This window comes from Actibacterium mucosum KCTC 23349 (assembly GCF_000647975.1).
Taxonomy (GTDB): domain Bacteria; phylum Pseudomonadota; class Alphaproteobacteria; order Rhodobacterales; family Rhodobacteraceae; genus Actibacterium; species Actibacterium mucosum.
Genome location: NZ_JFKE01000005.1, coordinates 1 through 14,093, shown reverse-complemented (window position 1 = coordinate 14,093; position 14,093 = coordinate 1). Strand labels below are relative to the sequence as shown.

General features: G+C 62.0%; 15 protein-coding genes. 7 read left to right on the top strand and 8 right to left on the bottom strand.

Features of this window, described 5'->3' with window-relative positions; translation table 11 throughout:
• Positions 1-39: 39 nt before the first annotated feature.
• From ACMU_RS11975 to ACMU_RS11965, 3 genes are read left to right on the top strand one after another with little or no spacing between them, the layout of a single operon-like run.
• Positions 40-780: an N-formylglutamate amidohydrolase gene (locus ACMU_RS11975; protein ID WP_035259924.1), complete on the top strand. Its 741-nt coding sequence runs from the start codon at positions 40-42 to the stop codon at positions 778-780.
• Positions 781-788: 8 nt separating this feature from the next.
• Positions 789-1,142, top strand: a complete 354-nt coding sequence (locus ACMU_RS11970; RefSeq protein ID WP_035259923.1) for a 5-carboxymethyl-2-hydroxymuconate Delta-isomerase — start codon at positions 789-791, stop codon at positions 1,140-1,142.
• A gap of 10 nt (positions 1,143-1,152) precedes the next feature.
• A complete protein-coding gene (locus tag ACMU_RS11965) occupies positions 1,153-1,455 on the top strand; it encodes a DUF1244 domain-containing protein (protein WP_035259920.1) in 303 nt (100 codons plus the stop codon).
• 18 nt (positions 1,456-1,473) lie between these two features.
• Here ACMU_RS11965 and ACMU_RS11960 read toward each other — a convergent pair whose 3' ends face one another.
• The 5 genes from ACMU_RS11960 to dgcN form a co-directional block, all read right to left on the bottom strand.
• Positions 1,474-3,420 (bottom strand): calcium-binding protein, encoded by a 1,947-nt coding sequence (locus ACMU_RS11960; protein WP_035259917.1) that lies wholly within the window; start codon positions 3,418-3,420, stop codon positions 1,474-1,476.
• A 120-nt stretch (positions 3,421-3,540) separates the two neighbouring features.
• Positions 3,541-4,395: a D-amino-acid transaminase gene (locus tag ACMU_RS11955; protein WP_035259914.1), complete on the bottom strand. Its 855-nt coding sequence runs from the start codon at positions 4,393-4,395 to the stop codon at positions 3,541-3,543.
• A gap of 54 nt (positions 4,396-4,449) precedes the next feature.
• Positions 4,450-5,034, bottom strand: coding sequence for an NUDIX domain-containing protein (locus ACMU_RS11950; RefSeq protein ID WP_035259912.1), 585 nt, complete (start codon positions 5,032-5,034; stop codon positions 4,450-4,452).
• 63 nt (positions 5,035-5,097) lie between these two features.
• Positions 5,098-6,063 carry an N-acetyl-D-Glu racemase DgcA gene (dgcA, locus tag ACMU_RS11945; protein WP_035259909.1) on the bottom strand — a complete coding sequence of 322 codons (966 nt, stop codon included), beginning with the start codon at positions 6,061-6,063 and terminating at the stop codon, positions 5,098-5,100.
• A 9-nt stretch (positions 6,064-6,072) separates the two neighbouring features.
• Entirely contained in the window at positions 6,073-7,074 is a 1,002-nt protein-coding gene (gene dgcN / locus ACMU_RS11940; protein WP_035259907.1) for an N-acetyltransferase DgcN, read from the bottom strand.
• Between the two features lie 247 nt (positions 7,075-7,321).
• On the opposite strand from dgcN, the gene ACMU_RS11935 reads away from it, so the two are divergent.
• From ACMU_RS11935 to ACMU_RS11920, 4 genes are all read left to right on the top strand, one after another.
• Positions 7,322-8,278, top strand: a complete 957-nt coding sequence (locus ACMU_RS11935; protein WP_035259906.1) for an L-malyl-CoA/beta-methylmalyl-CoA lyase — start codon at positions 7,322-7,324, stop codon at positions 8,276-8,278.
• Positions 8,279-8,315: 37 nt separating this feature from the next.
• On the top strand, positions 8,316-8,882 hold the full coding sequence (locus ACMU_RS11930; RefSeq protein ID WP_236626255.1) for a hypothetical protein: 567 nt from the start codon (positions 8,316-8,318) through the stop codon (positions 8,880-8,882).
• Positions 8,883-8,921: 39 nt separating this feature from the next.
• On the top strand, positions 8,922-9,608 hold the full coding sequence (locus ACMU_RS11925) for a DUF2161 domain-containing phosphodiesterase (protein ID WP_201769889.1): 687 nt from the start codon (positions 8,922-8,924) through the stop codon (positions 9,606-9,608).
• Between the two features lie 92 nt (positions 9,609-9,700).
• The gene (locus ACMU_RS11920; RefSeq protein ID WP_035259904.1) at positions 9,701-10,660 is read left to right on the top strand and encodes an acetyl-CoA carboxylase carboxyltransferase subunit alpha; all 960 of its coding nucleotides are present in this window, start codon (positions 9,701-9,703) and stop codon (positions 10,658-10,660) included.
• Here the strand turns inward: ACMU_RS11920 and ACMU_RS11915 are convergent.
• The 3 genes from ACMU_RS11915 to ACMU_RS11905 all read right to left on the bottom strand — a co-directional run bounded on the left by ACMU_RS11915 (position 10,657) and on the right by ACMU_RS11905 (position 13,992).
• On the bottom strand, positions 10,657-11,970 hold the full coding sequence (locus tag ACMU_RS11915; RefSeq protein ID WP_035259903.1) for an ABC transporter permease family protein: 1,314 nt from the start codon (positions 11,968-11,970) through the stop codon (positions 10,657-10,659). The genes ACMU_RS11920 and ACMU_RS11915 overlap by 4 nt on opposite strands.
• 4 nt (positions 11,971-11,974) lie before the next feature.
• Positions 11,975-12,640, bottom strand: coding sequence for an ABC transporter ATP-binding protein (locus ACMU_RS11910; RefSeq protein ID WP_035259902.1), 666 nt, complete (start codon positions 12,638-12,640; stop codon positions 11,975-11,977).
• A 110-nt stretch (positions 12,641-12,750) separates the two neighbouring features.
• Positions 12,751-13,992 carry an AGE family epimerase/isomerase gene (locus tag ACMU_RS11905; protein WP_035260559.1) on the bottom strand — a complete coding sequence of 414 codons (1,242 nt, stop codon included), beginning with the start codon at positions 13,990-13,992 and terminating at the stop codon, positions 12,751-12,753.
• Positions 13,993-14,093 lie beyond the last annotated feature (101 nt).

Below are 14,093 nucleotides of genomic sequence, written 5' to 3'. Positions count from 1 at the left end.
CGCCTAGATGAGTGTCTGTGCGCAAAAAGTGACAGGCGAATGAATTATATCCCTTTCGAAATTAAAGGTGAGGCCCGAAACGGCCGTTTTTTGATCACCTGCGACCATGCGGCGAACACGGTTCCGCCCTTTGTAAACGGCGGTGACCTGGGCCTTCCGGTCGCCGATATGGCCCGTCACATCGCCTTTGATCCGGGTGCTGCGGGCGTGGCGACCTTTCTGGGCGAGGCTTTGGACGCCCCGGTGGTGTTGTCGAACTTCTCGCGGCTGGTGATCGACCCGAACCGGGGGCTGGACGACCCCACGTTGCTGATGCGGCTTTACGACGGCTCGGTCATCCCCGCCAACGCCCATGCAGATGCCACCGACCTGCAGCAACGGATCGACCTTTGCTATGCCCCCTACCACGACGCCCTGACCCGCATGGCCGCCCGGCGCGACGATACGGTGATCGTGTCGGTGCATTCCTTCACCCCGCAGTTGAACGGTTATGCGCCACGCCCGTGGCAGGTGGCGATCCTGCACGCCGCCGATGCGCGCCTGTCGCTGCCGCTGATCGAACACCTGCGCGCCGACCCGGACCTGTGCGTGGGCCACAACCAGCCCTATAACGGCCACCTGCCCGGCGACGCCATCGACCGCCATGCCGAGATCCCGGGCCGGCCCAGCACCTTGATCGAATTGCGCAACGACCTGATATCAGATGAACTGGGCCAACGGGACTGGGCGGCGCGTCTTGCCCCGGCCCTGAACGCCGCCCTGACCGACGCACAACTATAAGGACCCCCATGCCGCACCTGATTATCGAACATTCCGCCGATCTGGCCGAGGGCCACGATATCGGCGCGCTTTGCGACCGGCTGTTTGACATGGCCATGGCCTCGGACCTGTTTCCGACCAAGGCCGCCATCAAGGTGCGCGCCCTGCCCTGCCCGCATTGGCATATCGCAACCGAACCGCAAAGCTTTGCCCATGTCACCGCGCTTGTCCTGTCGGGCCGAACCACCGAAGACCGGGCCGCCGTGGCGCGCCTGATCCTTGCCACGCTGGAGGCCGCCCTGCCGGATGTCGGCGCCCTGTCCGCCGACGTGCGCGAGCTTAACGCAGATATCTACGCCAAACGCGTTCTGCCCCAATCGTAAGGAGCCCCCCATGGACGACCTGACCCAATTGCGCATCGAAGCCGCCGCCTTTCGCCGCCTGCGCCAGCATCTGATCGAAGAACGCCCCGAGGTGCAGAATATCGACCTGATGAACATGGCCGGTTTCTGCCGCAACTGCCTGAGCCGATGGTATATGGAGGCCGCCAATGCCGAGGGCATCGAGATGTCCAAGGACGAAGCGCGCGAGGCCTATTACGGCATGCCCATGGCCGAGTGGAAAGCCAAGTATCAGACCGAAGCCTCGGCCGAGCAACTGGCAACCTTCGAAAAGGTAAAACCCGACGACGCTTAAACGCCGCCGGGCACGACTTTATGCGTCGGCATGGGCCGCGACGATGACCGCGCTGTCCAGCTGATCCGGTGTGACACCTTCCAGAATGGCGTGCAGGGCACCGTTGATCTCGATCGCGGTGTCAATGCCGCCATTCGTCGACACCAACGTCATCTCCAGGTCTTCGGGCGCGCCATGTTCGACCAGAACGGTCACGGCGTCTTCAACCGGATCGAAATCCTTGATCACCTGCACGTCCTCGCCCGATACGCGGCTGAACGAGCCGAACAGATCAGCCCCTGCCCCACCGATCACGGTGTCGCCCGCATCGGTCAGCAGCACGTCATTGCCGTCGCCGCCTTCAACGGTGTCGGCATTGTCCAGCGATGCGCCGCGTGTGTCCAATGCAACGATACGGTCATCGCCCTCGTCACCGAACAGCATGTCGCGGCCCTTGATGTCGATCAGCGTGTCGTCACCCTGATTGCCATTCACCGTGTCATTGTCGGTCACGTTGTCCGAGATACCCGGCAGGAACACGTCAATTTCCTCGGGGTTCGGCAGGCTTGATGGCGTGTCGGTCAGGAACTGTCCCTTCAGCGCCTTCATCTTGGCAAAGACCTCGTTGTTCGGGTCATCGTTGAAAACCAGGTTCAGGTCGATATCGGCCCCGTCGGATACACCGCCCAAATAGCTGTCATTGCCCCAGCCCAGCGTCACAATATCGTCGCCCGGCCCGGCATTCACCTTGTCGGCCTGCTGATTGGCGTTGATCACATCGCTGCCACGGCTGGTTTCAATCACGTCGGCACCTTCACCCCCGGCCACGATGTCATCACCATCACCGGTCGAAACCGTGTCGTCCCCTGCTCCCAGCGCCACATCATAGCCCTCGTCACCCAACGTGATCGCGTCGTCACCATCGGTGCCGTCCACTTTCACCGGCTCGGGTTCAGGTTCGGGCTCAGGCTCGGGTTCCGCCGCTCCGTCCGCATGCACCGCAACGATCAGGTCGGCGTCCAGTGTATCAAACGCCACACCCCGCAGCAGGGCCACGACAGAACCGTTCACCAGAACATGCGTGTCTTCAGCCCCCGAAGCCTCGATCGTCACATCCATCTCTTCAGGCGTGCCGCGCTGCACCATCACTGTCAGCGCGTCTTCGACCGGATCGAAGTCCTGGATCACCTGAATGTCTTCGTTGGCTACACGCGACAGGATGTTAAAGCTGTCGGCCCCGCCGCCGCCACGCGCGATGTCACCTGCATCCATAAAGATCGTATCGTCGCCAAAGCCACCATCCAGACGGTCACCATTGTCCAGCGACGCCTCGCCGGCATCAATCGCCGCAATCAGGTCATCGCCGCGGCCACCGTTCAGAATGTCGCTGCCCTTGATGTCGATCAGGGTGTCGTCACCCCGGTTGCCGTCCACCACGTCATCATCGGGCACATTGACCGAGATCGGGGGCAGGTCCACATCCAGCCGCGCGGCATCCTCGTCCGTAGGCTGCGCATCCGATTGCAGGGCAAAGTCCACGCCCGTGGTTGTCAGGAACACTGCATCAGAAGGATCGTCGTTGAACACGTCTTCCAGATCGATATCCGCACCGGTGGCCACACCGCCCAGATACGCATCGTCGCCAAAGCCAAGGTCGACGCGGTCATTGCCCGCACCGGCATTGACCAGATCGTCATCCTGCTGCGCATTGATCACGTCATTGCCGCGTGTCGTCTCGATCAGGTCGTTGCCTTCGCCACCATTGACCACGTCATTGCCGGCACCGGTGGTGACGACATCGTCGCCAGCACCCGCGTTGGCCAGAACACCGCCGTCACCCAGAACCAGAAAATCACGACCATCGGTGCCTTCGAATGGATCGGGCCCGCCGCGGTCGGAATCGTTGTCATCATCACCGTTGTTGGTGACCTGTTCGAATACCGCTACAGATCCCAAAAGGCCCAATAGGCCAAGCAGTGCAAGCATCCCGTACCCCCATACTCGTGACTCGCCATTCCGCTAAAGTTTAACGGAAAGTTTATCTGGGTCGAGAACTGTTTACCCCCGGAAACAGTTTGTTTCCAAAGGGGGCGGGACACTGCTGCCTTATACGGCGGCTTTGCGGCTTTCTTCGATGTAAATCTCGCGCAGACGGGCCGCGATGCCGCCCCCCTCGCCATTGCCGATCTGTTCGCCGTCGATCGCCACAACCGGCGTCACGAACATCGTGGCCGAGGTGATGAACGCCTCGTCCGCCTCCTTCGCCTCGTCGATGGTGAAATTGCGCTCTTCCACCTCCATCTGCGCCTCGCGCGCAAACCGCAGAACCGCGGCGCGCGTGATCCCGTGCAGGATCTCGTTGCCCAGATGGCGGGTGATGATCTTGCGGCCCTTCACGATATAGGCGTTGTTCGACGTGCCCTCGGTGACAAAGCCATCCTCGACCATCCACGCGTCATCCGCCCCGGCGGCCTTGGCCATCATCTTGCCCAAAGACGGGTATAGCAGCTGCACCGTCTTGATATCCCGCCGGCCCCAGCGCTGATCCTCGATCGAGATCACGCTGATCGGCTTTGGCGTGGCCGCCGACAGGCCCGGCTTGGACTGCGTGAACAGAACCACCGTCTGCGGCGTATCCGCGGGCGGAAAGACAAAGTCACGGTCGGCCGGCGCGCCGCGGGTGATCTGCAGATACACCCCGCCCTCGTCAATCTCGTTCAGCCGCACCAGCTCGCGATGCACCTCCAGCAACTCGTCCTTGGTCAGGGGCTGGCCCATGTCCAGCTCGGACAAAGACCGTTCCAGCCGCGTCGCGTGCCCGTCAAAATCCACCAGCTTGCCGCCGATGACGCTGGTCACCTCGTAAACGCCATCCGCCATCAGGAACCCGCGGTCAAAGATCGAGACCTTGGCCTCATCCTCGGGCAGGTACTGCCCATTCACATATACGGTGCGCGTCATGTCGGGTTCCTTTGTTCTTTCGTTCTGCGGGTTTCGGGGTTTCGGCGCCGCCTGTCAATCGGCAAACAGATGCAGTGCTGCGTGTTGCAGCAGGATCACCGTCTTGGCGTCGCGGATGCGACCATCGGCCACCTGGGCCATGGCCTCGCCGATCGTCATCTCCAGCACTTCGATATCTTCGCCCTCTTCCGCCAGACCACCCCCGGCCGAGATACGATCGGCCTCGGTATAGGTGGCGATGAAAAAGAACAGCCGTTCGGTGACCGATCCGGGCGACATGAACATGTCGAACACCTGCGTGACATTCGACAGCCGCAGGCCCAGCTCTTCCTCGGCCTCTTCGCGAATGCGATCCTCGGGCCGGGCCTCGTCCAGCAAACCAGCAGCGGCCTCGATCAACAGCTCGTCATAGCCGTTCAGCAATGCCGGCAACCGGAACTGCCGGGTCAGCAACACCGTGCGCCGCGCCGGATCATAGGGCAGGATCACCGCGCCATTGCCCCGGTCATAGGCCTGCCGGAACCCCACGCTCTCGCCGCCATCCCGGCGCTTCCACGCAATTTTGTATTTCGTCAGCCGCGCCCAGTCATCGGACAGCAGCGTTTCTTCGATAATTCGAAGACGGTCGCGTACACTCATCAAAAAAATCCTTGCCTCGTGTTGACGCAAGTTAAGTCGCGAAAGGCACAGAATTGCAACGGCTTACCCCCAAAGGCGCGGATCGGACGGGTGCACACCTTGTTCGTCGTATTGCAGCGCATGCGCGCGGTCGCGGGCCAGCAACAGCGGCCCGTCCAGGTCCACGATCTGCGCGCCCTGCGCCACCAGAACCGCCGGCGCCATCGCCAGCGAACTGCCAACCATGCAGCCAACCATCACGCCGAACCCCGCCTCGCGCGCCGCGTCGCGCAGCGCCAGCGCCTCGGTCAGCCCGCCGGTTTTGTCCAGCTTGATGTTCACCACGTCATACTTGCCCTTCAGGTCGGCCAGGCTGGCCCGGTCATGGCAGCTTTCGTCGGCGCAAACGGGCACGGGGCGGGCAATCTCACCCAGCATCCCGTCATCCCCGGCGGGCAAGGGCTGTTCCACCAGTTCTACACCCAGCCGCACCAGATGCGGGGCCAGATCGGCGTAAACCTCGGCGCTCCAGCCCTCGTTGGCGTCCACGATGATCTGCGCCTTGGGGGCCCCGTCGCGCACAGCCTCCAGCCGCGGCATGTCATCGGGCGTGCCCAGCTTGATTTTCAACAGCGGCCGATGGGCGTGTTTGGCCGCAGCCGCGCGCATGTTCTCGGGGCTGTCCAGCGACAGGGTGAAGGCGGTGATCACCGGCCCCGGCGCCGCCAGCCCGGCCAGTTGCCAGGCCCGGCGGCCGGCCGTCTTGGCCTCTAGATCCCACAAGGCGCAATCCACCGCGTTGCGTGCGGCCCCCGCAGGCAGCGCATCGGCCAGCGCGGCGCGCGTGACCCCGTCAGGCAGCGCCCGGATCTGATCGGCCACGCTGTCCATCGTTTCGCCATACCGCGCATAGGGCACGCATTCGCCGCGCCCCACTTGGCCGCCCCGCGTCACCGTCGCGGTGACCACCTGCGCCTGCGTCTTTGACCCGCGCGCGATGGTGAACACCTCGGCCAGCGGGAAGGCGTCGTAAGAGACCTCGATTGTCATGCCTGCACCTTAGACCGCCGCCAGCGCATCCACCAGACGGCCGGCGCCGTGGCGGAAGGGGTCAACCGCGGGCAGGCCCATGCGCGCCTCAACCTCAGCCAGATAAGCCACGGCCTCATCCTCGGACATGTGCTGAGTGTTGACCGAGATGCCAACCACCTGACACGCAGGGTTCGCCACCTTGGCCAGCGGCAGCGCCGTATCGCGCAGCGTCTCCAGCGATGGCAGGTCATAGCCCGGCAACCCGCGCATATGGGTGCGCGTCGGCTCGTGACACAGGATCAGCGCGTCCGGCTGCCCGCCATGGATCAACGCCATCGTCACGCCCGAGAACGACACGTGGAACAGGCTGCCCTGCCCCTCGATCAGGTCCCAGTGATCGGCGTCGTTGTCGGGCGTCAGCCATTCCACCGCGCCGGCCATGAAATCGGCCACCACCGCATCCAGCGGCACGCCGTCACCGGTGATCAGAATGCCGGTCTGCCCCGTAGGCCGGAAGGTCGCGTTCATGCCGCGCGCCTGCATGTCCTTGTCCATCGCCAACGCGGTGTACATCTTGCCCACCGAACAATCGGTGCCCACCGCCAGGCAGCGCTTGCCGCTGCGTTTCACGCCGTTGGCAATCGGGTAGTCCACCGAGGGCACACGCACATCATGCAGCGCCCGCCCGTGTTCGGCGGCGGCCGCAACCAGATCGGCCTCGTCCGACAGCAGGTTGTGCAGCCCCGAGGCGATGTCATACCCGGCCTTCAACGCATCCAGCAGAACCGCCTTCCACGCGGGGCTGATCACCCCGCCGCGGTTGGCCACCCCGATCACCAGCGTCCTGGCCCCGGCGGCCAGACCCTCGGCCAACGCCATATCGGTCAGGCCCAGATCGGCCTTGCATCCGTCCATCCGGAACTGACCCACCGCATTTTCCGGTCGCCAATCGCGGATGCCTTGTGCCACCTTTGCAGCGAGCCCGTCGGGCGCGTCGCCCAGAAACAGCAGATACGGAGTTTTGATCATCTTGGCACCTTTCGATTTGACGACAGGCTGACCGATTCCTCCCGGGATTGGCTTCGAAATATTTTAAACTTTGCTGTTTCTGCGCGCCGAAACTTGCAAGAATTGTTTAAACTTTCGAAGAATTGCCCGCCGGACGCCGCATTGCAGAAACTCCTTCTGCGCACGCGAAAACATGCTTGAAGACCGGCGCGCAATAATATATCAACTCGGTCAACCACGACGAAATATCATTACTAAAGGATGCGCCATGAGCTTCCGCCTGCAACCCGCCGCCCCCGCCCGTCCGAACCGCTGTCAGCTGTTCGGCCCCGGCTCACGCCCGGCTTTGTTCGAGAAAATGGCCGCCAGCGCAGCCGACGTCATCAACCTGGACCTCGAAGACAGCGTTGCCCCCGATGACAAGCCACAGGCGCGGGCCAATATCATTCAAGCGATTAGTGACGTGGATTGGGGCAGCAAGTATTTGTCTGTTCGGATCAATGGCTTGGACACGCCCTATTGGTATCGCGACGTGGTGGACCTGCTGGAACAAGCGGGCGACCGGCTGGACCAGATCATGATCCCCAAGGTTGGCTGTGCGGCCGATATCTATGCCGTTGACGCGCTGGTCACCGCGATCGAGGCCGCGCAGGGCCGCACCAAACCGATCAGCTTCGAGGTGATCATCGAAAGCGCCGCCGGCATTGCCCATGTGGAAGAAATCGCCGCCAGCTCTCCGCGCCTGCAAGCCATGAGCCTGGGCGCCGCCGACTTTGCCGCCTCGATGGGCATGCAGACCACTGGCATCGGCGGGACGCAGGAAAATTACTATATGCTTCAAGGGGATGCTAAGCATTGGTCCGATCCGTGGCACTGGGCCCAGGCCGCCATTGTCGCCGCGTGTCGCACCCATGGCGTGCTGCCGGTTGACGGCCCCTTTGGCGATTTCAGCGACGACGAAGGCTACCGCGCCCAGGCCCGCCGCTCGGCCACGTTGGGCATGGTCGGCAAATGGGCCATCCACCCCAAGCAAATCGCGCTGGCCAACGAGGTCTTTACCCCCTCGGACGAAGCCGTGGCCGAGGCGCGCGAAATCCTTGCCGCGATGGCGGCCGCCAAGGCCAACGGCGAAGGCGCTACCGTTTATAAGGGCCGGCTGGTCGACATCGCGTCGATCAAACAGGCCGAGGTGATCGTTGCCCAGTCCGAACTGATCGCGGGATAGGGTGCGCGCAACACTCCTGCATACAGCTGAGGTGCACGTGGCACGGTTTGATGCGCTGCGTGACCTTCTGGCGCCGAGGCAGCAGCTGACCCATATTGTGCGGCCCGATTGGCTGCAAACTGCGCGCGACAACCCGCAGGACCACGCGCTGACCGCGGAACTGATCGAGGCCATCGCCGCCGCCGAGGGACGCGTTCTTTGCACCTGCTCCACACTTGGGCCATTGGCCGCCACGCTGGGCGCGCTCAGAATCGATGCGCCGATGATGGCGCGCGCCGCACAAATTGGCGGGCGGATCTGTCTGGCCTATTGCCTGCACAGCACGGCCCAGCCAAGCCAAGCTTTGCTGCAAAGCGCCGGGGTAGAAACCATCGACATGTTGCACCTGCCCAATGCGTGGCCGGCCTTCGAAGACGGTGACCAATCCCGTTTCGCCAGCGTGATTGCCGAGGGCATCTGTCGGCATCTTAACCACGCCCGGGACACCAATGTTGTGTTGTTGGCTCAGGCGTCGATGGACGTTGCCCTGCCTTTGCTGCGGGACGCGGGCGTTCCTGTTCTGGCATCGCCGGAACTGGCCATGCGCGCGCTGATCGACGGCTAGGGGATTCCCCTGCTGCGTCCATCGCGCTAGGCTGCTGACATGGCCAACACGATCCGCGAAACCGAGCTTTATGCGCCGATCAAGACCTACCTTCAGGGGCAGGGCTACGAGGTGAAGGGCGAGGTCGGAGCCGCCGATTTGGTGGCGGTTCGTGATGGCGAAGACCCGGTGATTGTCGAACTGAAAACCGCGGTCTCGCTGACCCTTTTTCACCAAGGCATCGCGCGGCAAACGGTGACCGATTGGGTCTATCTGGCCGTACCCCGTTCCGCGACTAAGGCATTTGCGAAAACGCTGAAATCGAATATCGCATTGGCGCGGCGCCTTGGTCTTGGTTTGATCACCGTGCGGTTACGCGACGGCCATGTAGAGGTGCATTGCGACCCCGGCCCCTATCAACCGCGTCAGTCCAAACCCCGCAAGGCGCGGTTGCTGCGTGAATTTGCGCGGCGCGTGGGGGACCCGAATACCGGCGGGGCGACCCGCGCAGGTTTGATCACCGCTTATCGGCAAGACGCCCTGCGGTGCGCTGCGCATTTGGCTGAACATGGCCCCACCAAAGGCGCAGAGGTAGCCAAAGCCACCGGTGTGCCCACCGCAACGCGGCTGATGGCGGCCGACCACTACGGCTGGTTCGAGCGGGTTCAAACCGGCATCTACGCGGTCACGCCCAAGGGCGTTGAGGGCCTGAAAATGTATGCCACCGCGCTGCAACCGGACAAATAACGGCCAAAAGCGGGGCGAAGGCGGATGCGAGTTCCCGTTGCATCTTGGACAAACCGGTTGCATATACCTTTCGACCGAATGTGGAGCGATACATGCACTATCTTGAGTTCGAAAAACCCCTGGCCGAGATCGAAGGCAAGGCCGAGGAGCTGCGCGCAATGGGCGTGGCGAACGAAGAGATGGATGTGGACAAAGAGGCTCGCGCCCTCGACAAAAAGGCATCGGAACTGCTGCGCGAGCTGTACACGGACCTGACGCCCTGGCGGAAATGCCTGGTGGCGCGTCACCCTGATCGCCCGCATTGCAAGGATTACATCGAAGCATTGTTCACCGAATACACGCCGCTTGCCGGCGACCGGAACTTTGCCGATGACCACGCCGTCATGGGGGGGCTGGCCCGGTTCAACGACGAACCCGTGGTGGTGATCGGACAGGAGAAAGGCTCGGACACGAAATCGCGGATCGAACGCAATTTCGGCATGGCCCGTCCCGAGGGGTACCGCAAAGCCATCCGCCTGATGGATCTTGCTGACCGGTTCAATATCCCGGTGATCACGCTGGTCGACACGCCCGGTGCCTATCCCGGCAAGGGCGCCGAGGAACGCGGCCAGTCCGAGGCAATTGCCCGATCTACCGAGAAATGCCTGAAAATCGGCGTGCCGCTGGTTTCGGTTGTGATTGGCGAGGGTGGTTCTGGCGGGGCTGTGGCATTTGCGACGGCCAACAAGCTGGCGATGCTGGAGCATTCTGTCTATTCGGTGATTTCGCCCGAAGGCTGTGCGTCGATCCTGTGGAAAGACGCCGAAAAGATGCGCGAAGCTGCCGAGGCGCTGCGCTTGACAGCACAAGATCTCAAGGAACTGGGCGTGGCAGACCGGATCATCCGCGAACCCGTGGGCGGCGCGCAACGCGACCGCGAAGCGGCGATCGAGGCGGTGGGCAAAGCCATTGCCGGAATGCTGGATCCGCTGCGCAAGAAGGACCGTGATGCGTTGATCAAGCAACGTCGCGACAAGTTCCTGAAGCTGGGCGCGCGCGGGTTGGCCGCTTAACCCCGCAGATCGGCCGGGCTTGTCACCCGGCCCACTGCCAAGGCCGGCAACAGCGCCAAAACTGACGCTGTCCCCACGAAACCTGCAACCAGATGCACCTCGGGCCAGCCCAATGGCGCGGTGATCAGGATATCGGTACGTGCCGACAGGATACGAGACAGGAGTATTGTCGCCAACTGCCCCAAGGCCATCCCCGCAAGCGCCCCCGCCACAAGAAGGGAGGCCCCATAGGACCAGATGACGCCAGTGATAAACCTGCGCGGTGCTCCCAGTGCATAAAGCAGTGCCATTTGCCGCCGGAACAACAAGGTCAAAACAAAAAGCCCGACCACAACGGATACGGCGACCAGGATTTGTGTGACGAAGGCCATCACCGATATCACTTGGCGTATGTCTCCCAACACCCGGTAAAGGCGCGAAAGCACCGCGCCGGGAAAGAACGCCATCGTCTCGGAGGCTTGATTGAATTCCGCCTGCAATGCGTAGGCCGCGAACAATTGATCGGTGTGAACAATGGCGGCGGGGGTCCCGGGAAAATACGCCGCGTCGAACGGTGGGCCCAGCTGGTTTTCGGATGTGGGCGCATGACCATTGGCCAATCCGTGCAATTCCCAGACACTTTCGACAGCAACCAAAATTGCCTTGTCCCACGGTGTGCCGGTTGGGGCCATCTTGCCAACAACCCGCAGTCCGGCACCGGTATGGGCGCCCTCGAATTCCGATTTTTCGGCCGGCGTCCGGCCGTGGTCGGGGTCAAACTCTTCGCCGACCTGCAGCGGGGCAGCGGCACCAATCACGGCTTCCAAGCTGTTCTGAAAATGCCGACCCGCGACCAGCCCGCCGGAAAGATAGTCGACAAAGTCGGACGTTGTCCCAACAACCGCCGCCCCGCGATACGAGTCGCCAAATGCCAAAGGCGCGGTCAGGGTGGCGTGCGGGTGGTCTGCTATGCGTGCATAAACCTCGCCGTCGATCAACGGCACTGCGGAGGGTTGAAGAAAGACCGATGCCATCATCAGCGTCACGTCGCTGCCCGGGGCGCCGACAACCACGTTGAATTTTTCCGCGGCCAACGCGGTGCCCTGTCGAAGTCCGCGCTCCTGGGCCAGAAGGCCAACACCCAAGCCAACGGAAACGGCAATCAACACGACAAACAAAATGTTGGCCCACCGATACCGCCACATCAGCGCGCGTGTAAGCGAAGCCGTCCGGTATCCGTGCAGCACACAGGATCCCGCAACGACCAACGGCGCCAACAGCGTCAAAAGCAACACTATGTTCTGCAGAAACGGTGTCAGAGATTGCCACATGAACCTAGGCCTCTACCCTGCCGTCACGCAGTGTCAGCACCCGGTCCATCCGGCCCAGAACGCTGTCGTCATGGGACACCACAATCAGGGTTTTGCCCCCCCGTCGGCAGATGTCGTGCAGGTCTCGCGCCAAGGTGTCTGCCGCGTTGCGATGCAAACTGGCCGTGGGCTCGTCGGCCAGGATCACGGGCGGATCGGTCACCAAAGCCCTCGCAACGGCAACGCGCTGCCGTTCCCCGCCGGAAAATGTACCGACAGCCCGCTGGTCATCATCAAGGCCCAGTCGGCCAAGGATCGCAGCCGCAGCTTTGCGAAGACCCTGACGCTCAGCCTTTGGGCGGAACATGGACACGAGGGCGGCATTCTCTTTTGCGGTCAGCTCTTCAAACAAATGGAAGTCCTGAAAGACCAATCCTATTTGCCGGGCGCGAAACTGGCTGCGCTTGCGTTTCGAAACCGAGGTGATGTCGGTTGCCCCCCAAGTGACACGGCCGGTCACATTGTTCTGCAACCCCGCAAGCGCAAGCAACAAGGTGGATTTTCCTGCCCCCGAAGGCCCCGTTATGCCCAGCAAGGTTCCGGTCGAAACGTCCAGCGCGTCGACCTGAACAAGATCGCGGCCACTGCGCGAACGGACACGAAGGTTTTCGACGGAAAGATTGATGCTCAAAACAAGTCAGCCGCTGTGTTGATGGCGATTGGCACCACTATAGGCTGTCCGCCAAAGCGCTGTGAAGCCGGTGAGCATTGGCCGACGGCCACGGGACGTTCAAAAAATTCTCAGCCAAGAATGCCACGAAGGCCCTTGTAAGCATTTGAAATTCCACCGCAAAGCGGGAAGAGCTCGGCTTGCAGGGCGTGATAGATGTCGGGCTTGCCCTTGAACTGATGGTCGGTGGGGTTGCCCGCATGGTCGATCTCGGGGAACCATCCGGCGTGTTGCGGATCAACGAAATGTTCCCCCGCAAAGGTCCAAAGCTTGCGATACCAGTCTTCGTCCGTCGGTGTCGGGTCACATTTCAAAAATGTTGCCAGAACACCGATGGCTTCGGTCACGGGCCACCAATAGCGGGCTGATATGGACGGCGCACCGCCCTCACCGAGGGTATAGATGATGCCCCCATCCGCATGCCAGGCATCCTGCAAGGCAGTTTGTACAACGTTTCGCGCGGTTGAAAGCGCTTGGTCATCGGCCCGGCCGCGCAGGTCCCAGTGTTGCAGCAGCAAACGCGCCAGTTCGAATGAGTGTCCGGGCGTTGTGCCCGCCGGGCGAAACATGGGATCGCCGCTATAGGACGGGTCCACCGCCCAGTTTGCATGGTAATGCTCGGGCAATCGCCAGTCGTGTTCGGGAGCGATTTCGCCCATGAAAAAGTTTAGGATTTGGCCCGCACGGGTCAGGAACTTTTCTCGCCCCGTCGCCTCATACGCGGCGAGCAGCGCCTCCACGCCGTGCATATTGGCATTCATACCACGATAGGTGGAAAACGGCGTCCAATCCCGGTTCCATTCGTCACACAGGCGGCCATGTTCTTCTTCCCAAAAGTGCTGATCAATCGTGGCCTCTGCCAATTGAATCAGTTTTTCGCCGTCTGGATGGCCCGCCGCATATGCACTGGACCCTGCCAGCAACACAAAAACGTGGCCATAGGCCAGCTTTCTCGGATCAGCGACCTCATCGCCATCCACACCCCATACAAACCCGCCAAATTCGCGGTCGAAATGGTGGCTCAGCAAATAGTTGACACCTTGGTCAATAACCGCGTCGCAACCGGGTTGTCCGGCGATCTTCCCAAGCGCGAAACAATGTACAAGCCGGGTCGTTGTGTGCAGTTCCTGCAGCGTGTCGGCAAGGGGGGTGCCGTCATATCCCAGAACGTAGAAACCGGGATCTGGCCGGCAACTGCCAGCAAAGAACTCAAACTGCCGCCGGGCGTCGATTTTCAACCAGTCACGATGCGTCTGCGACGTGATCCACTGGCCGGTGGCGTTGTTTTCGCCGATTTGGAAATGTCTTGGCATCATAGCCCCCGTTTCAGATCCACACTACGACGTATCACGGAGTTCGTGTTACGCAATGTTTTGGTACAACTGAGGGCATTTTCATCGTTCAGAGAGGTTTG